The organism is Ruegeria sp. BB5, from assembly GCF_056539405.1.
Genome location: NZ_JBQFUX010000003.1, coordinates 28,405 through 48,091 on the forward strand (window position 1 = coordinate 28,405; position 19,687 = coordinate 48,091).

Genomic DNA, 19,687 nt, shown 5'->3' on the forward strand with positions numbered 1-19,687 from the left:
TACTCAACCTACCTAAAACCCGAGTTTGCTCATGTCAGCCGTCGACGTCCCAGAACAGGAAAGCTGGTTCCACAGAAACCAACAACGCATTGCGCCCTGGCTGTTTCTGGCCCCGGGCCTGCTGTTCTTCATGGTTTATGTGATCATCCCGGTGTTCCAGTCCTTCAACCTGTCCCTCTATGAATGGGATGGGCTTGGGGCGGCTGAATATGTGGGCTTTCGCAACTATGAAGACCTCTATTGGGAATGGGTTGACCGGGATGCATTCTATACCTCGTTGAAAAACAACCTGATCTGGCTGATCCTCTATCTGGCCGCGATCCCGGCGGGCCTGTTCATCGCGCTGCTCTTGAACCAGACGGTCTGGGGCATCCGCCTGTACAAATCGCTGTTTTTCTTCCCCTTCGTTATTTCTCAGGTCGTCGTCGGCCTCGTTTTTACGTGGTTCTATGACCCGACCTTCGGCCTGCTCAATGAATTCCTCGGTCTGTTCGGCATCGAGCCGCTGAACGTGCTAGGGGATGAGCGCTTTGTCACCTATGGCATCATCTTTGCCGGTCTGTGGCCGCAAACCGCCTATTGCATGATCCTGTACCTGACGGGCCTGAACGCTGTGGACCCCGAACAGATCGAGGCCGGGCGTCTGGACGGCGCCAAGGGCCTGCGGATGTTATGGCACATCATCCTGCCGCAACTGCGCCCCGCCACGTTCATCGCCTTTGTCGTGACCATCATCGGCGCGCTGCGCAGCTTCGATCTGATTTCAATCATGACCCAGGGCGGCCCGTTCGGATCATCCCGCGTGCTGGCCTATTACATGTTCGAGGTCGCGCTGTCCGAATACGGCTTCCGTATGGGATATGGTGCCGCCATCGCTGTGATCCTGTTCCTGATCATGCTCTGCTTCATCGCCTACTTCCTGTGGTCGATGTACCGTGAAGAAAAGGGGCACTGAGATGTTTCCCAAACCCATCGAAAAACAATCCCGCGCGGCGCAGATCAGCTATCAGGCTATGCTGCCACTAGCCTTGCTGTTGTGGTTGGGTCCGTTGCTGGCGGTCGCCCTGTTCTCGGTTAAACCGGCTGCGGACTTCACCAACGCGAACTATTGGGGCATGCCGTCCAGCTTTGAGGGTGCGTTCAACTACGGGCAGGTGTTCTTTAACTCGGACATGCCACGGTATCTGCTGAACTCATTCCTGATCACCATCCCGACGGTGGTCGGGTGTGTCGCGCTCAGCACGATGACCGGGTTCGCGCTGGGGATCTACAAGTTCAAATCGAACATCTGGATATTCTTCATGTTCGTGGCAGGCAATTTCGTGCCGTTTCAAATTCTGATGGTTCCGGTCCGCGACCTGACGCTGCAGCTAGGTCTCTACAACACCAAAACCGGGCTCGTCCTGTTCCACATCGCCTTCCAGACTGGGTTCTGCACCTTGTTCATGCGCAACTTCATCCGCGCCCTTCCGTTTGAGCTGATCGAAGCTGCCCGGGTCGAAGGTATCAGCGAATGGCGTATCTTCTGGTATGTGGTCCTGCCACTGATGAAACCAGCCATCGCCGCGCTCAGCGTGCTGATCTTCACCTTCATCTGGAACGATTATTTCTGGGCCGTTGTCCTGACCCAAGGGGCCGAAAGCCAACCTGTTACCGCAGGCATCACCAGCTTTAACGCACAATTCCGCGCCGCCTATCAGTTGATGAGCGCCGGCTCCATCGTGGCAGCCTTGCCGCCGGTGGCCATGTTCTTCCTGATGCAGAAACACTTCATCGCGGGCCTGACCCTCGGTGCCGTCAAATAGCTTCGAACCGGAGTTCGCCTTATGACCAAGATCACCTTTATTGGTGCGGGTTCCACGATTTTCATGCAGAACATCGTGGGCGATGCCCTGCTGACCCCTGCGCTGGCCGACAGCCACTTTGCGCTGATGGATATCGACGCCGAACGCCTGGCTGAAAGCGAGGCGGTCGCCCGTGCGATGATCCGCTCGGTCGGATCGGGTGCGACCGTATCCACCCATAATGACCGCCGCTCGGCGCTGGATGGAGCGGATTTCGTGATCACCGCCTTCCAGATTGGCGGCTATGAACCCTGCACAGTCACCGATTTTGAAATTCCCAAGCAGTACGGTCTGCGACAAACCATAGCTGATACGCTGGGCATTGGGGGCATCATGCGCGGCCTGCGCACGGTTCCTGTTCTGTGGGATGTGGCGCGAGACATGATGCAGCTGTGCCCGAATGCAACCCTGTTGCAATACGTCAACCCAATGGCGATCAACACTTGGGGGCTGGCCGAGCAATTTCCAGCGGTGAAGCATGTTGGCCTCTGCCACTCGGTCCAGAACACGGTCGAAGAGCTGGCCCATGATCTGGACCTGCCTAAGGACGAGTTTCGCTATAAGGTCGCTGGCGTTAATCACGTCGCCTTCTTTCTGCGGTTGGAACACCAGGGGCGCGATCTCTACCCCGCATTGCGGCAAGGGTACGCAAGTGGTCAGATACCCAAGGCCCCGCTGTTGATGCCACGCTGCCCCAACAAGGTCCGGTATGAGGTGATGGACCATCTGGGCTATTTCTGCACCGAAAGTTCCGAGCATCTGGCGGAATACGTGCCGTGGTTTATCAAGGATGGGCGGTCGGACCTAATCGAGCAGTTTTCGATCCCGCTGGACGAATACCCCACCCGCTGCGTCGAACAGGTGGCCAGTTGGAAAGAACAGGCTAAGACCCTGACCGACGGGCGCAATATTAATGTCACCCGCAGCCATGAATTCGCCGCCGATCTGATGAACGCCATCGTTACCGACACGCCCTACGTTGCCTATGGCAACCTGCCCAACACAGGCCAAATCCCGCAATTGCCCTTGGGGGCTGCGGTTGAAACCCCGTGCTTGGTGGACAGCAACGGCGTGCAGCCATCGGTGGTCGCGGACATCCCACCGCAGTTGATCGCGCTGATGCGCAGTCAGATCAACGTGCAGGAGCTAACGGTGCGTGCGCTGGTCGACCGGAACCCCGAATACATATATCACGCCGCCATGATGGACCCGCACACTGCCGCCGAACTGGACCTGCGCCAAATCCGCAACATGGTTGATGATCTTCTCATCGCCCATGCCGATTGGCTGCCGGACTGGTGCAAACCCGCAAAAGCCGCCTGACCCTAAGAATAGAAGGCAGACCAAATGACTAAGAAACGCCGATCACAGCACTGGTATGGCAAGCTGGACAAAGATGGGTTCATCCACCGCTCGTGGATGAAGAACCAGGGTTTTCCAGACCACGCATTTGACGGGCGCCCCATCATCGGGATCTGCAACACATGGTCGGAACTAACGCCCTGCAACTCGGGCCTGCGTGACCTGGCCGAAGGGGTCAAACGCGGCGTGTGGGAGGCCGGAGGTTTTCCGGTCGAATTCCCGGTCATGTCGCTGGGCGAGACGCAAATGAAACCCACCGCCATGCTGTTTCGCAATCTGTTGGCGATGGATGTTGAGGAATCGATCCGCGCCTATGGTATCGACGGCGTTGTCCTGTTGGGAGGTTGCGACAAAACCACACCGGGTCAATTGATGGGTGCGGCCTCGGTTGATCTGCCGTCTATTGTGGTCAGTTCCGGCCCGATGCTGAATGGTAAATATCGCGGCCAGGATATCGGGTCAGGCACAGACGTCTGGAAATTCTCTGAAGCCGTACGCGCAGGTGAAATGACCCTGCAGGATTTCATGAGTGCGGAATCCGGAATGTCGCGCAGTGCGGGCGTTTGCATGACGATGGGCACGGCCAGCACAATGGCGTCGCTGGTCGAAGCGATGGGCATGAGCCTGCCCACCAACGCCGCCCTGCCCGCTGTCGACGCCCGTCGCATGGCGCTGGCACATCTGACCGGCAAACGGATTGTCGAGATGGTGGACGAAGATCTCAAACCCTCGGACATCCTGACCAAGGAAGCGTTTGAAAACGCCATCCTGGCCAACGCCGCCGTGGGTGGATCGACAAATGCGGTGGTTCATTTGCTAGCATTGGCAGGCCGCGTCGGAGTCGATCTGACCCTGAAAGACTTCGAAATCGGTTCAGACATTCCCCTTTTGGTGAACTGCATGCCCTCGGGCAAATACCTGATGGAGGATTTCTGTTACGCAGGCGGCGTTCCCGTCGTTCTGTCCGAGCTGAAACCCTTCCTGCGGCCCGCGAAAACGGTTTTGAACAAGGATATCTCGGCCCATTATGAAGGGGCTGAATGTTTTAACCGCGACGTCATCCGCCCCTTTGACGATCCGGTGAAACCCGCCGCGGGCCTGCGCGTGCTGCGCGGCAATCTGGCCCCGAACGGCGCCATCGTGAAACCCTCGGCCGCGACGGACGCGCTGTTGGAGACCGAGGCCGAAGTCTACGTCTTTGAGAACATTGAAGACCTCAAGGCCAATATCGACCGCGACGATCTGCCTGTCACGGCTGAGACCATTTTGGTGCTGAAAGGCTGTGGCCCCAAAGGGTATCCCGGCATGCCCGAGGTCGGCAATATGCCGATCCCCGCGCGGCTGGTGAAAGAGGGTGTGCGCGACATGATCCGCGTCTCGGACGCGCGGATGTCAGGCACAGCGTTCGGCACTGTAATCCTGCATGTTAGCCCCGAGGCGCAGGCGGGTGGCACATTGGCACTGGTAAAAACCGGCGACCGCATTCGCGTATCCGCCAGCAAGGGCGAGCTGGAGTTGCTGGTGGACCAAAAGGAACTGGACGCCCGGCGCGCAGCATGGCAACCCGACGCCCCGCATTACACCCGCGGATACGCGAAGCTTTATATTGATCATGTGCTGCAGGCCGATCAGGGCGCGGACCTTGATTTCCTTGTCGGCAAAGACACACGCCTTGTGACCAGAGAGAGCCACTGATGGACCAACCCGCCACTTTCCACGATTTGAACGGTGCATCCGTCTATATTACCGGCGGCGGCTCGGGGGTGGGCGCCGCGCTCACGGACGGGTTTCTGGCCCAAGGCGCAAACGTTGCCTTCATCGGCCGGTCCGACGCCAGCGATTTCGTCGAAGAGATGCGCGACAAACACGGCCGCGCGCCATTGTTCATGCAAGGCGACATGACAGATACCGAATTGCTGCACGCCACCATGCAAAAGGCGGCCGAGGCTCATGGCCCCCTGAACGTGCTGATCAACAACGCTGCCAATGACAAACGCCACGCGCTTGAGGACACTACATCCGAGTTCTGGGACTGGATGATAGAAGTGAACCTCAAGGCCTATTACTTTGCCTGTCAGGAAGCCGCGCGCCAGATGCAGGATAAGGGAGGTTCTATCGTCAATTTCAGCTCGATCAGCTACATGATGGGTAATGCAGGTTATCCGATTTACACCACTTCAAATGCCGGGATCACCGGGATGACGCGATCCTTGGCGCGCGAGCTTGGGCCGCAGAACATCCGCGTGAATGCGCTGGCTCCGGGCTGGGTTCTGACGCAGAAACAGCTGGACATGTGGGCCACGCCCGAAGATCTGGCCGCGCATTTGGACCGTCAATGCCTGAAAGAACACCTGACGCCCGAGGATATGGTTGCACCGACCTTGTTTCTGGCCTCAAACGCCAGCCGCGCGATGACCGGGCAATGCATGGCCGTCGATGGCGGCGTTGTCGTAACGGGGTAAAGCCATGAATACGGAATGGATTGCAGTCGATTGGGGAACCTCGCATCTGCGGGCTTGGGCGATGCAGGGTGATGCGGTGCTGGATCAGGCGCAGTCGGTCAAAGGCATGGCGCGGGTGGACAAAGGCGGGTTCCAAGCCGCGCTGTTCGAACTGATCGAAGGCTGGTTGGGCACGGCGCCGCTTGAAGTGATCGCCTGCGGAATGGTGGGCGCGCGGCAGGGCTGGGTCGAAGCCCCCTATTCCGCCGTTCCGTGTGAGCCAACGCCGGTTGCGCCGTTTCGTGTTCCCGGCACCGACCCCCGCATTCGCGCCTTCGTGGTGCCCGGTCTGAAACAAACCGCACCACCCGATGTCATGCGCGGCGAAGAAACCCAGATCGCCGGGTTTCTGGCCTCGCGTCAGAACTGGGACGGGGTGATTTGCCTGCCTGGGACCCATACGAAATGGGTGCAGGTCAGCGCCGGAGAGGTTGTCAGCTTTCGCACCTTCATGACGGGTGAGATGTTCGATCTGCTGGGCGGGCAATCGGTGCTAAAACACTCGATCGGCGAGGGCTGGGAGGATGCCGCCTTTGCTGAGGCCACTGCCGATGCCTTGTCGAAACCTGAACAGTTGGCGGCGCGCCTGTTTGGCCTGCGGGCCGCTGATCTGCTGCAAGGGCAGGATGGCGGCGTTATCCGGGCACGGCTGTCAGGTTATCTGATCGGCGCGGAATTGGCGGCCACCCGCCCCTATTGGTTGGGTCAGCAATTGGCAATCATCGGGGCCGAGAGCCTGTCGGAAGTTTATGCCAAGGCGCTACAACAACAGGGCGCGTTTGTAGAAACCGCCAACAGCACGAAATGTACCCTGGCCGGTCTGCAACAGGCCCGCAACCTCACGAGGCAAACCGCATGAGCCGACCCATCATCGCCATTTTGCGCGGACTAGCCCCCTCGGACGCAACGGACGTTGGACGGGCGCTGATCGACGCTGGCATCGACAAGATCGAAGTGCCGCTGAATTCACCCGACCCGCTGGCCTCGATCGCCGTTCTGGCCAATGAGTTCAGTGATCGTGCTTTGATCGGGGCAGGCACGGTTTTGACGTCCCAGCAGGTCGACATGGTATCAGAGGTCGGCGGTCGTCTGATCGTGTCACCGAATTGCGACCCCGAGGTGATCTCGCACACACATCGGCTGGGGCTGGAAAGCTGGCCGGGTATTTTTACCCCGACCGAAGCTTTCGCCGCGCTCCAAGCAGGGGCATCAGGGTTGAAACTGTTCCCCGGAGCGCTGGCTGGACCAACAGGGTTGGCGGCCTTACGAGCGGTGCTGCCAGAAGGCACAAAGGTTTATGCCGTCGGCGGGGCAGGCCCCGAGAATTTCGACCTGTGGATCAAGGCAAGCGCTGATGGGTTCGGCATCGGATCGGCGCTGTTCAAACCCGGCATGACCGCCTCGGAAGTCGCAGAGCGGGCGACCCAAATCGTCACCGCCTACGACAAGGCCACTGGATGAGCATCGTCTACGACAACCGCGCCTGTGAACTGGGCGAAGGGCCGTTGTGGCACCCGGAACGGCAACAGCTGTTCTGGTTTGACATCCTGGGCAAACGTCTGATGACGCGGAACGGCAAAGCGCAGCGCAATTGGCAGTTCGACGAACATGTCTCGGCCGCGGGCTGGGTAGACCGGGATACGCTGTTGATAGCCTCTGAAACGGGCCTGTGGCGGTTCAACCTGCAAAACGACCAGAAAGACCTGATCGCCCCACTTGAGGCGGACAATCCGGTCACGCGCTCAAATGACGGACGTGCGGATCCTTGGGGTGGGTTCTGGATCGGGACGATGGGTAAAACCGCCGAACCCGGTGCAGGCGCGATTTATCGGTATTGGCGGGGGGAACTTCGGCAACTGGTGGACGATGTCACGATCTCGAACGCGATCTGCTTCGCCCCGGACCGGTCTTGCGCCTATTACACGGACACGGCCACCAAGCAGGTCATGCAATGGCCACTGAATTCCGAAACCGGCTGGCCCAAGGGCGACAGCACGGTATTCCTGGACCTACGCGTCGACGGTTTGAACCCCGACGGCGCCGTGGTTGATGCGAAAGGCAACCTCTGGATCGCGCAATGGGGTGCAAGCCGTGTTGCAGCCTATACACCGTCAGGACAGTTCCTGACGGCCATCCCATTTGAAGCCACCCATGTGTCATGCCCCGCATTTGGCGGCAACGACTTGACCACACTCTACTGCACCACTGCCCGCGAGGGACTGGACAAGGACACGCTTGCTGCACACCCTACCAACGGTATGACCTTTGCCGCCCCCGGCACGGGTACTGGGCAGGCCGAACACAGAGTCATTCTATGAAGCCCGAACTTGGTGTTTGCTACTATCCCGAACACTGGCCCGAAGAAATGTGGGCCACGGACGCCGCGCAGATGGTCGAAACCGGCCTGAGCTGGGTGCGGATCGGTGAGTTTGCCTGGAGCCGGATGGAGCCAACTCCGGGTGATCTGCAATTCGACTGGTTGGACCGAGCGATTGAGGTGCTGGGGGCTGTGGGCCTTAAGGTTGTTCTGGGCACGTCGACAGCAACGCCGCCCCGATGGATGCTTGAGAAACACCCTGACATGCTGGCGGTGGATGCTCAGGGGCAGCCGCGCAAATTCGGTTCACGCAGGCACTATTGCTTTAGTCATCAGGGATATATCGCCGAATGCGCCCGCATTGTCCGGCTCATGGGCGAACGGTATGGGCGCAACCCGCATGTCGCCGCCTGGCAGATCGACAACGAATATGGCTGCCATGAGACGACCGTCAGCTACAGCCAGCCTGCCTTGCGAGAGTTTCAGCGGTGGCTGGCCGATCAATATGGCTCGGTCGACGCTCTGAACGCCGCCTGGGGCAATGTGTTCTGGTCGATGGAATACGCAGGTTTCGATCAGATCGACCTGCCCAATCTGACTGTGACCGAACCCAACCCAGCGCATGTTCTGGCCTTCCGCCGGTTCAGCTCGGATCAGGTGGTGATGTTCAACAAAGCGCAGGTTGATGCATTGCGGCCACTGACTGACGCGCCGCTGCTGCATAATTATATGGGTCGGGTTCTGGATTTCGATCATTTCAAAGTCGGTGCGGATCTGGATATCGCCACATGGGACAGCTATCCGATCGGGTTTCTCTCAGACCGGCTTGAGGCGGACGAGGCCCATAAAGCCGCGTTCCTGCAACAGGGCGATCCGGATATGCAGGCCTTTCATCACGACCTTTATCGCGCCGTTGGGCGCGGGCGCTGGTGGGTGATGGAACAACAACCAGGCCCGGTGAACTGGGCTCCTTATAACCCTGCCCCCCTGCCCGGCATGGTGCGCCTGTGGTCGCTTGAGGCGGTGGCGCATGGGGCCGAAGTGGTCAGCTATTTTCGCTGGCGGCAGGCTCCGTTCGCGCAGGAACAAATGCACGCGGGCCTTTTGACACCGAACAACACACCCGCCCCGGCACTGGCCGAGGCTCGTCAAACCGCAGTTGATCTGGCCGAGCTTGGCGCGCTGACGCAAACGCAGGCGGACGTGGCGATTGTGTTCGATTATGCCTCGGACTGGGCCTGGGCGACACAACCGCAAGGGGCCGGGTTCAACTATTTCCGGCTGGTTTTTTCAGCCTATCGCGCGTTGCGGCGGGCCGGGCTTTCGGTGGACTTCATTGCGGCCTCGGAAACGCCCAAGACCGGCTACAAACTGATCCTCGCCCCCGGTCTTGCCACGCTGGATGACGATCTGGAAACCCGCCTGACTGAGGGTTGTGATCTGGCCATCCTTGGCCCCCGTACAAGCGCGATCACTCGCGATTTCCAAATCCCAACCTCAGGCCGCCCGGGCCTGTCCGGGCTGGATTGCGAAGTTGATCTTGTGGAAACCCTACCCCCTAACGTGCAGCGTGATGTTAATGGAGGTGGCGCGGCGCAACACTGGGTTGACCGCCTCTCCGGAGATGCCCCAGACCTTTTGACCTTTGTTGATGGCACATCTGCCCTAAAAGGCGAAAACGGTCTTTGGTACCTTGCGGGTTTCCCGGATGAGGCTCTTTGGGACAGGGTCATCTCGATGGCCGCCAAAACGGTCGACCTGACCTTGCATGCAATGCCCGAGGGCCTGCGCCGACGGGAAACCGAGCAGCATATTTTTCTGATCAACTACACCGCCGCACCCGTCCTTTGGAACGGGCACGAAATCGCTGCGTGTGACGTTGTCATCCTACCAAAGGGTCCAGCCGCACAGGGGTAATGCTCAGGCGTTTAAAAATTTCTCGACAAACTCGGCCCGTGCTTTGGCATACCACGGAGCTTCGGCCAGCCACGGGTTGAGGCTGGCCAACGCGTCGCCCGGATAGGCCTCGGCAAAGTTCTTTCTGAACTCATCGCCCGCGAAATCCTCGGCGCCCAGTACGGCTGTGTTATATCCGTTCACTGCAGCGGCAGCTCCGGCTGGCTCAGGTCGGTACAAATAGTTGATGAACGCATAGACCTGTTCGATGTTTTTCGCACCGACCGGCATTGCAAGACCATCCACCCACGCCATCGCTCCTTCGATCGGAGCCTGATAATTCACCGGTTCCCCTGCTGATTTCAAAGCCAGCGGCGGCCCGTCCCATGTTTGCCCCACAACCACGCCGCCATTCAGCAAGCCGTATTTCTGAGTTTCAGCATCGTTCCAAATCAGCTTGATCCGATCCCTGCGTTCAATGCACCAGTCCGTGATCTGGTCCCAGACCCTGCGCATGGTGTCTTCGTCGTCATAGGCATCCCAAACGGACTCGGGCTCCATCTCACCCAAGCGTTCCAAATACAGACCCGCACACAGCATCATAGAATGCGCACGACCCATGGTCATACCGGCATTTTCTTCCGCCCAAACATCCCCATAGGATGGAGCGTCACCTTCGGGCGACCACAGATCGGTACGGTAGGCTATGCCCTCAGTCCCCCAGATATGCGGCAGCCAGTGCGCTCCGCTTTTGTTGAAATTCCAAGCGTCGGTCCCAATTCTGACCATGGAAGGGTTAACCGCGTCCAGGTTCACCTTATCCAGATCAAACGGTTGCAGCAGGTCCAGCGGCGCCCATTGCAAAGACCGCATGTTGGTAGGCGCGACAAGGTCAAACCCCTGGCCATTCGACGCAGTCATCATGTTGAGGATTTCTTCGTTCGATCCGATCCCGATATGATTGACCCTGATCCCCGTTTCCGCTTCGAACCCTTCCAGGAACTCAGGCGGCAGGTAATCCGACCACATCACCACGTTGATCTCACCCGAAGAGGCCAGCGCGCTTTTGCTGTAAAGCGGAGCCGCCAAAACAGCCGCGCCCGCGCCTTTCAGCATCGAGCGTCTGGAAAGGGTTTTCCGTTCAGCCATTTTGATTCTCCTGCTATTGAGTTGTTTTGCAGCCTTCTACTTGCTGCCAACAGGAATGTGGACTGGCAAGATCACGTGTCCCGCCAGATTGAAACCCCATAGGGTGGGATTTCAGTGCCCCCAACCAAATAGGCATGTGGTTCGTCAGTCGGTAATGACAACCCATCTGCCCCGAAATTGAAGGCAAATTTCAATCCTCCGCGACGTGTGATCCGCAGATCCGGTCCGCAATCCGTGACGGGAAGGCCCGCCCAGCTTAACGCGTCCGAAAGTATGGCATGCAGCAATTGGCCGCGTGGGATCATTGCCAGATAGATCGCTCGGTCCGAGCGTACAATCGCCGGGCTGCCATCCCGGTATGCGCTGCTAAACTCTGCCGTTACCATTCCGCTGGTGTCGATGATTTCCCGCCAACCGGTGAAGTCATACGTCGTTCCGTCCTGCAAGCGCACCGATTCCTGCGCCAGTTCTGGTAGCGATTCCACCCGCAAGACCGTCACACCGGTAAGCTCAGCCAACGCTCCGGGCGCAAGGTTGTGCGGTGTGTGCATGTCGGGTGTCTTGCTGCCCGCGCGCGCGCCGATCAGCAGTTTCGCCCCACTGTCCCGCAGTTTGATGGCCAGATCGTATGGAACGATCATGCTTTGCGGGACAACAATCAGGGCATACCCGTTCAGCTCATCTTGTGGCCCCACAAAATCCAGATCGACCCCAAGCGCGCACAGCCCGGCATACCATTCGCGGATGATCTGAGCATTTGGGAAGGCATCGTCATGCGGCAGGATATCCGCCGCCCAGATGGATTCGTAATCCAGAATTATGGCCACCTGCGCCCGCTCACGTACCACGGCGGGCAACAAGTCGCGCTCTGCCGCGACCTGCGCCAATTCCACGGCGGCCTGATCCGGGCTGCCGTCCGAACGCAACAATGCTGTGTGATACTGTTCTTGCGCAAATTTAGCCTGTCGCCAGCGAAAAAACATCACCGCCTGCGCGCCATGCGCATAGGCTGCCCAGGTCCACAGTCGCACCATCCCGTCTGCGGGTGAGGGGTTTTTCTCGGCCCAGTCCACCGGGCCGGGTTGCTGCTCCAACACCCACATGCGCCCCTTGCCTTGAGAGCGATACAGATCGCAGTGAAACCCCTGATAATCCGGCGCGCCGGTCCGCAAATAGCGGTGCTTTTCGTCGTCAGACAGGGTCGAGCCCAACAGATTGCCTAAGGGGTAACTGTCGAAACCAACAATATCCAGATCGGCGGCAACGGCATGGTGATCGAACTCAAAACTGCCCGCCATGAAATTATGGGTGATGTCCCGATCCGGCGCGTACTGACGCAGCACATCCACCTGCGCGCGGTTGAACAGCCGCACCCGGTCCGAGGAGTATCGCGCAAAATCAAGCGCGTGGGTTGGGTTGGGGCTGGCCACCAGCCCGTTCGGCAATTCGATCTGACCAAAGCTGGAATAGACCGAGCCCCAGAACACGGTCCCCCAAGTTTCATTCAGTATCGCGATCGACCCGTACCTATCCGCCAGCCACCGCTGGAACCCGACCCGCGCCGCATCCGAATAGCTAAGCACCGTGTCGTGATCGTTATACTCATTGTCGATCTGCCAAGCGTGAACATAGGGGTTCTGGCCATAACGACGGGCATATTCGGTGGCAATCCGGCGGGCTTCGGCCAGATAGACATCGCTGGAAAAGCAATAATGCCGCCGCGATCCAAACCCTCGCACGCGCCTGTCCGGGCCAACTGGCAGAATTTCCGGATGTTCGTCGATCAGCCATTTCGGCGGGGCGGCGGTGGGCGTGGACATCATCACGCGCAGGCCTGCCTCGCCCAGAATGCCGATCACCTCATCCAGCCAATCCCAGTGGAAAACGCCGCGCTCCGGTTCAATCAGGCCCCAAGTGAATTCGGCGATGCGCACCCAATCCAGTCCCATCTCGACCATTCGCTGCGCGTCTTCACGCCAGAGCGACCGGTCCCATTGTTCGGGGTAATAGCAAACCCCAAGTTCCAACCTGCTCATCGATCTTCCCTTGCCGTACGGCGTTCGATCCATTTGAGGAAGCTGGCGCAGCCCAACGTGATCACCACATAGAGGATTGCGGCTGTATTAAACGGCGCAAAGGGCAGAAAACTGGCGGCCTGAAATTCGCGCATACGCTGGGTCATATCGCGGACTGACAGGATCGACAGCAGTGAGGTATCCTTGATCATCGCAATGAACTCATTGCCCAAGGGCGGCGTGACGATGCGCAGCGCCTGCGGCAGGATGATCAGCCGCGCAGTTTGCCAGCGCGAAAGACCCAGCGAGCCACCAGCCTCGATCTGACCCCGTGGGATGGCCTCGATCCCGGATCGAAAAATCTCGGCCATGTAAGCGGAATAGCCGACCGAGATCGCGATGATCCCGCGGGTCATATTGGTCATATCGATACCGCCACCCGTGGCATCCTTGACCGCCCCAGCCAAAGGCAGGCCGATATAGAGGATGATCACTAGCATCGGAATGCCACGGATCGTGTCCACGAAGAACTCGGCCCCTACGGCCAGCGGATGCAGCTTGTGCTGCGCACCGCCCACCGTCAGCGTCAGCAACAGAAAGCCAAACACGGCAAAAGCCAGCGCCGGGTTGCGGTACTGATCCGGCAGGAATTGCGTCTGCCAGATCACCGGATAGCCCTTGGTGTTGGCACCGACCGGGACAAAGGCGCCCGACACGCTTTCGACGGTTTCGATCTGTTCCACCGCGCTGGCAGCGTTTGGGGCGCTACGGATGCGGTATTGCTGGTCTTCGCCCCCGTCGAATTCACCAAACCGGATGATGTCGGCCTGCGCCTGCGGGGTGCCGCGCACAATGGCGATGCGCGCATCCAGCGTACCTATCAGTTCGTATTTGACCTGTGGCTGCATGAAGAAAAACGCCGATACACCCAGCAAAGTCAAGCTGATGCAGCCATAGACAACGGTCGTGCGCGCCTTGGGTTTGAACGATTGCAGCCCGACCCAGATCAGCCCCAGAATGGCGGCGAAGATATAAGCAAAAATGGCGGCGCGAAACGTGATCGCCACTCCGGTTGCAAATTGCCAATGGGCCATAAACATCAGATAGAACAGCGCGGCCCCGGTCAGGATCTCAAACCCAAGCTGAGCAAGTCCCCGCGCCCTGACGGGCAAACGGCCCGACAGCAAAATACCAGCAACCACAAGCGCATAGATTAGCAGTAACACCTGAAGACCTGTCTGAACCTGATCAACAACGTCTGGAAAAAGTACCCAAGTCTGCGCGGAGCGGTCGATCAAGGTCGAAGTATTTTCGCTGAGCGCATGAAAGAAGACGGACTCGGCAAATGGCATCAGCACCTGCGGCGCGACGAAAACCAAGACCGCCAGCGCCAACGCTGCGGGCAAGGCCGCCCATGCCGAGATACGCACCCAACTCGGCGCCGTCTGAAACCGCGCGTTTCGGGCGCAGAGATATCCCAGAATGGCCACCGCAAGAACCAGCAGGAACCCGACAAAAATCGGGCCGGCATTATTCCCGATCCCGAGAATTGCGATCAAAGAGCGCAGGTATTTTGAAGAGGTAGCGAACAGGTAGATAATGAACGGGGCCGCGGCGAGCAGAACAAGATTGCTCGGGCGGATCGAGCTTAGACGCTTCATGGAACCTCACTGCAAACAGGCGGCCCGGTTGCCATCGGCACCGGGCCGTTTCGGATCGGACAGGTTTATTCGGTGCCCCAGTATTTGCCGACCAACTTGTCCAGCGTGCCGTCCGCCTTGATCGCTGCCAGCCCTTCGTTGATGGCGTCGACCGTAGCGTCGCCTTCCTGAAACACGATACCCAGCGGGTCGGATTGCAGGCCGGTGATGCCCACGGTCAGTTCACCCGCGAACTCCTGCTCGTATGCGGCGGCCGAGGTGCCGTCGATGATCACACCCTGCACATCCGCATTTTGCAGTGCCAGGATCGCGGCAGAGAAGTTGTCATACAGGCTGACATTTTCGCGCCCTACTAGATCCTCGGCCAATTGCGCGTTGGTGGTACCGGTCTGCGCCGCCAGCTTCTGACCACCGGCTTTGAAATCCTCAAGCGTCATGTCCGCATTGTCGACCTGGAGCAGAATGGCCTGACTGACCACAATGTAGGGTTCTGAGAAATCCATCGTCTCTTCGCGTTCCGGCGTGATTGAGACGCCCGAGATCACCAGATCGAACTCACCCTGCTGAAGCGCGGCAAAGATGCCGTCCCATGCCGTGTTGACGAAATTCGGGACGCAATTGACTCGTTCGCAGATCGCATTCATCACATCCACATCGAAACCTACGATCTGACCGGTCGTCTCATCGACAGTTTCCATCGGCGGATAGGTGGCGTCGGTTCCGATTTTCAGAACGCGCCCGTCCAGGTCGGCAGCAAAAACTGCGGGGGCTGCTATCGCGGTCACGACCGCTGCGGCCAGTAGATTTTTAAACATCTTCAAGTCCTCCTGAGTTGGTTTACGTGGTGGGCGCCTTTTGCGGCGCGGGGGTGTCAGGTTGGCGCTCGATCAGCGTGGCCCTGATCTTTTTCTGGGTCTCGGACGGGTCGCCCCCTTCCAAAGCTTTCAACATATACTCGCCCAGAAGACGGCTGGTTTCTTCGATGGGCACATAATAGGTGCTGGGCGGGGGTACGAAATATCGGCTAAGTTGCAGGTCATCGGTGGAAATCACCACCATGTCCCGGCCAATCTGCACACCCGCAGCATGGGCTGCGGACAAAACGCCTAGTGTCATCGCCTCATTCGCGCAGATACATGCCGTGGGTCGGTCGCTTAGCTGCATCAGAGCCTCAAAACACAACTGCCCAGTACGAGCGGTTGTGGGGCCATTGAAAATCAGCGCTGGGTCAGGCGCAATGCCGCCATTGGCCAACGCCTGTTCGTATCCGGTTTGACGTTGGGCTGCATAGATCAGTTCGGCCGGGGGGTTCATCAAGGCAATACGCCGGTGCCCCAATCCCACCAACCGCGCGGTGGCGTCAAACGCAGCTGCCTGACTGTCGAAATCGACATAGGCATGGGCTGTCTTGCTGTCGCTCATACCCATGGTCACGAAGGGAAAACTGTGTTGCTGTAGAAAAGCGATGCGCGGATCGTCCTGCAATGTGCCCGAAAAGATGACGCCATCGGCCAAACCGTCCTGAACAATCCGCGCCAGAACGGCCATGGCATCCGGCAGATCGGCCACGTTGAACACAGACATCTCGTATCGCGAACCCTGCAAGGACGCCGAGATACCCGCCAGTATGCGGGTGAATTCCACCCCTTCCCATTCTTCTGCTGCGTCAGGTGACACGCTGACCAGCACCGCGATACGGTAGGATTTTTTGGTGCGCAGCTTCAAACCGTCCATATTGACACGGTACCCCAGAAGGGCCGCTACAGCCTGAATCTCTTGCCGCGTTTCTTCCCGAACTGACGTAGCCCCCCGCAGCGCGTTCGAGACGGTGCCAACGGAATAGCCCGTCTCCTTGGCGATCGACTTGATCGTTGCGCGCGCCATTATCCGACCTCCGAAGACATCTGTCCCATCAGAAACTTTCGCCCCGTCCGCAAGGTCTCGGCGTGGTCAGGCGTTTCATCGTGTTCGACAAACAGATCGCTGCAGGGGCTGTCATTCAGAATGCGCAACAGCCGGGGCCAATCGACCACACCCTGCCCCAGATTGCGCCAGCGATCATCACCCTGCCCTGAAGCCGGTTCTGCATCCTTGGCGTGTACTGATACGATCCGCCCCGCGTACCGCTGCAACACCGCGGCCGGTTCCGGCACCGAGACGGCCAACCATCCGATATCGGGCTGCCAATGCAGCGTGTCATGCGCCAAGATCAGGTCCAAAGGCGTTTCTCCAACAGGGCCAACCAGATCAAAATCATGGTTGTGATAAGCCAGTCGAACCCCCTGGCCCGCCAATCGCGCCGCCCAGGCAGAGAGTTGGTCTGCTACATCCTGCCATCCCGCGACCGTGCCGGGGCGGGCCTGTGGCGCCAGCCATGGCATCACGGCAACCGGGCAGTTCAAAAGATCAAGCAGGGTCAGAATATCGTCAAACCGGGTTTCGAATTCCTCCCAATCGAAATGCGCCGACCGGACGGTCAGGCCCGACTGCGCAACCTGCAACGCCATGTGTTTAGGGGACAGATCGTGAAATCCAACTGTTTCAACATCCGCAAAACCGCAGTCGAGGATCAGATCCAACTGCGCAGCCAGACCCCCGAGCTGCCTGACGGTATAAAGCTGTGCCGCTATACGCATCTGCTTACTGGATGACCCTCGATTGAAACGTTTCAATAACGTTGAAGCAGCAACACCCCTTTTGTCAAGATTCGGTCCAAAGGGGCTGGTATTTCGCCAGAAGTGCTGACAAAACGCACTAATCCATCGATGATATCGCTAACATCTAGAATGCATCGGGCCGAACTGTTAGGTGGCGGCCCAACCGGCGCAAACAGGTTTTGACCATGAATTACACCCGCTCCGATTTCCCAAAGGATTTCCTCTTTGGCGTGGCAGCCTCAGCGCATCAGATCGAACAGGAATTCGATCTGGTACACGAAGCCGGGTTCGACTGTTATCAATTTTCAATCAATTGGGCCCGCGTTCTGCCCGAAGGGCGCGGGGCGATGAACGAGACCGGGCTGGACTTTTACGATCGTCTGACGGACGCGCTGTTGGCGCGTGGCCTTCGACCGTGCGCAACACTGAATCACGGCGAATTGCCTGCGGCGCTGGCGGATCTGGGCGGATGGCGAAACCGCGCCATCGCCGATTGGTTTGCGGATTTCACCGAAATCATTATGGGGCGCGTCGGCGACCGTATGTACAGCGTTGCGCCGATCAGCATCCCGGCTGGCATTGGCAGGTTGCGCAAATTCGCGTATCAGACGCCCGACCCTGACAATACCCGCGCCATCGCCCGGACAAGGCATCACATGCTATTGGCCCATGGGTGTGCCATCGAAGCGATGCGAGGATTAGGCATGACCAATCTTGGGGTTGTGTTCGATCAAACACGCGCGGAACCGTCCAAGGACCCCAACACCGATCTGCTTGGTGACATCCTCAATCGGTTCTGTCCGGCTGGTGTGTTCAACAAGACCTACCCTGCAACGGCGCTTGAATCGCTGGAGCGTCATCTGCCGGCAAGCTGGCAGGGCGACATGGAAACCATTGGAACTGGCGTTGATTGGTGCGGTCTGACCTTTGACACGCATTGGCCATCTGCTGTGGACCTGAGCCGTTTTCAGCACGACTACACCCAAGACAGGCCGATCCTTGTCACCGGTATGGCCGACCGCGAAACTTCGCACGGGGATGGGTGGGGTAACGATCTTACCCAACACCTATCGGCAGTGCAGGACGCGCTGAAACAGGGTGTTCCGGTGAAGGGGGTGTTTATCCGGTCTGTGCTGGACCGGGGCAATTGGGCCCCTTACGACGCTGAACCGAAAGACGTGGTCGACACAGTCTCTAGTGCGCCAGAAAGCAAACCGAAGGTGTCGTATAACATCCTTAAACCCGTCCTGTCTGGTGGCGCGGTGTCATTGCCTCTGGCTCAACCAGCTGGGGCCATGCGCGCGCATTGGAACTTGGTTGCGGATATCGGCGGCACCAATACGCGCTTGGGCGTGATCGCTGAAGGAAAGCTGACCGATCTGCGCAAATACCCAACCGGCACCCTGCCAGAATTGCTTAACGCCTTTCACACCCTGCGCGATGAGATCGGCACCGATCCACGCGCCGTGGTGGCCGCCGGGGCCGGGCCTGTGAAGAACGGGACGATCCGCCTGACGAATGCAAAGCTCGACCTGTCCGAGGGTGATATCGGCAAGGCCACGGGCGCACAGCATACCTTTGTCATCAACGACTTTACCGCCGCTGCTTGGTCGGTGGCCGAAATCACAGGCGATGATGTCGAGGTGTTGCAAGGCGCCGCGACCCCACCCCCCGGCACCCGGTTGGTTGTCGGTCCCGGCACAGGTCTTGGGGTTGGGGCGTTGCTTTATTCTGAAGGCCGGTATCACACCGCATCTGGTGAAGGCGGCCATATTGGCCTGTCACCGCGCCATGTGGATGAGGTCGAGATTTTCAAAGCCGCCCGGCACATCGCGCCGGATTGTTTCTTTGATGAAACTTTGGTGCTTGAGGCGGAAATGTTCCTTAGCGGCACAGGTCTGCCGATCCTGTACCGTGCGGCCGGTATGGCCGCCGGACAGGCCGACACGCCAATGCGCAGCGCCAAAGACATTCTTGATGACGCGCGTACGCAGACAGACCTGATCGCCGAAAAAACGGCGCATATGTTCACCACCCATCTGGGCGCAGTGATGGGTGATCTTGCCGTCGTGCTGATGCCTGTGGGCGGTGTGTTCCTTGTGGGCGGTGTGGCCGAGAAAAACCGCTGGCTCTTCAAGGAAGCCTTCCGCGATGCGTTCAACGCGGGCGGGCGGTTTACCGATTTGCGAAGGTCAATGAGCCTGTATGTTTCGGAACAGGACGAATTTGGCATTGTTGGCGCTAACAATTTCTGTAAAAGTGCGCTCGCGCGTTAATATGACCGC

General features: G+C 58.8%; 16 protein-coding genes. 10 read left to right on the forward strand and 6 right to left on the reverse strand.

Features of this window, described 5'->3' with window-relative positions; translation table 11 throughout:
- Positions 1-31: 31 nt before the first annotated feature.
- Genes ACR0DL_RS09990 through ACR0DL_RS10030 form a run of 9 tightly spaced genes read left to right on the forward strand, consistent with a single transcriptional unit; the run spans position 32 to position 9,941 of the window.
- Positions 32-955 (forward strand): carbohydrate ABC transporter permease, encoded by a 924-nt coding sequence (locus tag ACR0DL_RS09990; RefSeq protein ID WP_170349904.1) that lies wholly within the window; start codon positions 32-34, stop codon positions 953-955.
- Position 956: 1 nt separating this feature from the next.
- Positions 957-1,805: a carbohydrate ABC transporter permease gene (locus tag ACR0DL_RS09995; protein ID WP_170349905.1), complete on the forward strand. Its 849-nt coding sequence runs from the start codon at positions 957-959 to the stop codon at positions 1,803-1,805.
- Positions 1,806-1,826: 21 nt separating this feature from the next.
- On the forward strand, positions 1,827-3,167 hold the full coding sequence (gene melA, locus ACR0DL_RS10000; protein ID WP_480688894.1) for an alpha-galactosidase: 1,341 nt from the start codon (positions 1,827-1,829) through the stop codon (positions 3,165-3,167).
- Positions 3,168-3,191: 24 nt separating this feature from the next.
- The gene (locus ACR0DL_RS10005) at positions 3,192-4,901 is read left to right on the forward strand and encodes an IlvD/Edd family dehydratase (protein ID WP_170377071.1); all 1,710 of its coding nucleotides are present in this window, start codon (positions 3,192-3,194) and stop codon (positions 4,899-4,901) included.
- Positions 4,901-5,668 carry an SDR family NAD(P)-dependent oxidoreductase gene (locus ACR0DL_RS10010; protein WP_170377069.1) on the forward strand — a complete coding sequence of 256 codons (768 nt, stop codon included), beginning with the start codon at positions 4,901-4,903 and terminating at the stop codon, positions 5,666-5,668. The genes ACR0DL_RS10005 and ACR0DL_RS10010 overlap by 1 nt, the downstream gene beginning before the upstream one ends.
- A gap of 4 nt (positions 5,669-5,672) precedes the next feature.
- Positions 5,673-6,566: a 2-dehydro-3-deoxygalactonokinase gene (locus tag ACR0DL_RS10015; protein ID WP_480688897.1), complete on the forward strand. Its 894-nt coding sequence runs from the start codon at positions 5,673-5,675 to the stop codon at positions 6,564-6,566.
- Positions 6,563-7,168 (forward strand): 2-dehydro-3-deoxy-6-phosphogalactonate aldolase, encoded by a 606-nt coding sequence (locus tag ACR0DL_RS10020; protein ID WP_480658830.1) that lies wholly within the window; start codon positions 6,563-6,565, stop codon positions 7,166-7,168. The genes ACR0DL_RS10015 and ACR0DL_RS10020 overlap by 4 nt, the downstream gene beginning before the upstream one ends.
- Positions 7,165-8,025 carry an SMP-30/gluconolactonase/LRE family protein gene (locus ACR0DL_RS10025; RefSeq protein WP_480688899.1) on the forward strand — a complete coding sequence of 287 codons (861 nt, stop codon included), beginning with the start codon at positions 7,165-7,167 and terminating at the stop codon, positions 8,023-8,025. The genes ACR0DL_RS10020 and ACR0DL_RS10025 overlap by 4 nt, the downstream gene beginning before the upstream one ends.
- Positions 8,022-9,941 (forward strand): beta-galactosidase, encoded by a 1,920-nt coding sequence (locus ACR0DL_RS10030; protein WP_480688901.1) that lies wholly within the window; start codon positions 8,022-8,024, stop codon positions 9,939-9,941. Before ACR0DL_RS10025 ends, ACR0DL_RS10030 begins: the two co-directional genes overlap by 4 nt.
- A 3-nt stretch (positions 9,942-9,944) precedes the next feature.
- Here ACR0DL_RS10030 and ACR0DL_RS10035 read toward each other — a convergent pair whose 3' ends face one another.
- The 6 genes from ACR0DL_RS10035 to ACR0DL_RS10060 all read right to left on the reverse strand — a co-directional run bounded on the left by ACR0DL_RS10035 (position 9,945) and on the right by ACR0DL_RS10060 (position 17,381).
- Positions 9,945-11,069 carry an ABC transporter substrate-binding protein gene (locus tag ACR0DL_RS10035; RefSeq protein ID WP_480688903.1) on the reverse strand — a complete coding sequence of 375 codons (1,125 nt, stop codon included), beginning with the start codon at positions 11,067-11,069 and terminating at the stop codon, positions 9,945-9,947.
- A 71-nt stretch (positions 11,070-11,140) separates the two neighbouring features.
- Positions 11,141-13,105 (reverse strand): beta-galactosidase, encoded by a 1,965-nt coding sequence (locus ACR0DL_RS10040; protein WP_480688904.1) that lies wholly within the window; start codon positions 13,103-13,105, stop codon positions 11,141-11,143.
- Complete coding sequence (locus ACR0DL_RS10045) at positions 13,102-14,745, reverse strand: amino acid ABC transporter permease (RefSeq protein ID WP_480688906.1); 1,644 nt, start codon at positions 14,743-14,745, stop codon at positions 13,102-13,104. The genes ACR0DL_RS10040 and ACR0DL_RS10045 overlap by 4 nt, the downstream gene beginning before the upstream one ends.
- Before the next feature lie 65 nt (positions 14,746-14,810).
- The gene (locus ACR0DL_RS10050; RefSeq protein WP_170349916.1) at positions 14,811-15,560 is read right to left on the reverse strand and encodes a basic amino acid ABC transporter substrate-binding protein; all 750 of its coding nucleotides are present in this window, start codon (positions 15,558-15,560) and stop codon (positions 14,811-14,813) included.
- A gap of 22 nt (positions 15,561-15,582) precedes the next feature.
- The gene (locus ACR0DL_RS10055; protein WP_480688908.1) at positions 15,583-16,629 is read right to left on the reverse strand and encodes a LacI family DNA-binding transcriptional regulator; all 1,047 of its coding nucleotides are present in this window, start codon (positions 16,627-16,629) and stop codon (positions 15,583-15,585) included.
- Entirely contained in the window at positions 16,629-17,381 is a 753-nt protein-coding gene (locus tag ACR0DL_RS10060) for a sugar phosphate isomerase/epimerase family protein (RefSeq protein ID WP_480688910.1), read from the reverse strand. The genes ACR0DL_RS10055 and ACR0DL_RS10060 overlap by 1 nt, the downstream gene beginning before the upstream one ends.
- Before the next feature lie 206 nt (positions 17,382-17,587).
- Here ACR0DL_RS10060 and ACR0DL_RS10065 point away from each other — a divergent pair, with 206 nt between their 5' ends.
- Positions 17,588-19,678, forward strand: coding sequence for a family 1 glycosylhydrolase (locus ACR0DL_RS10065; protein ID WP_480688912.1), 2,091 nt, complete (start codon positions 17,588-17,590; stop codon positions 19,676-19,678).
- The last annotated feature ends 9 nt before the right edge of the window (positions 19,679-19,687 follow it).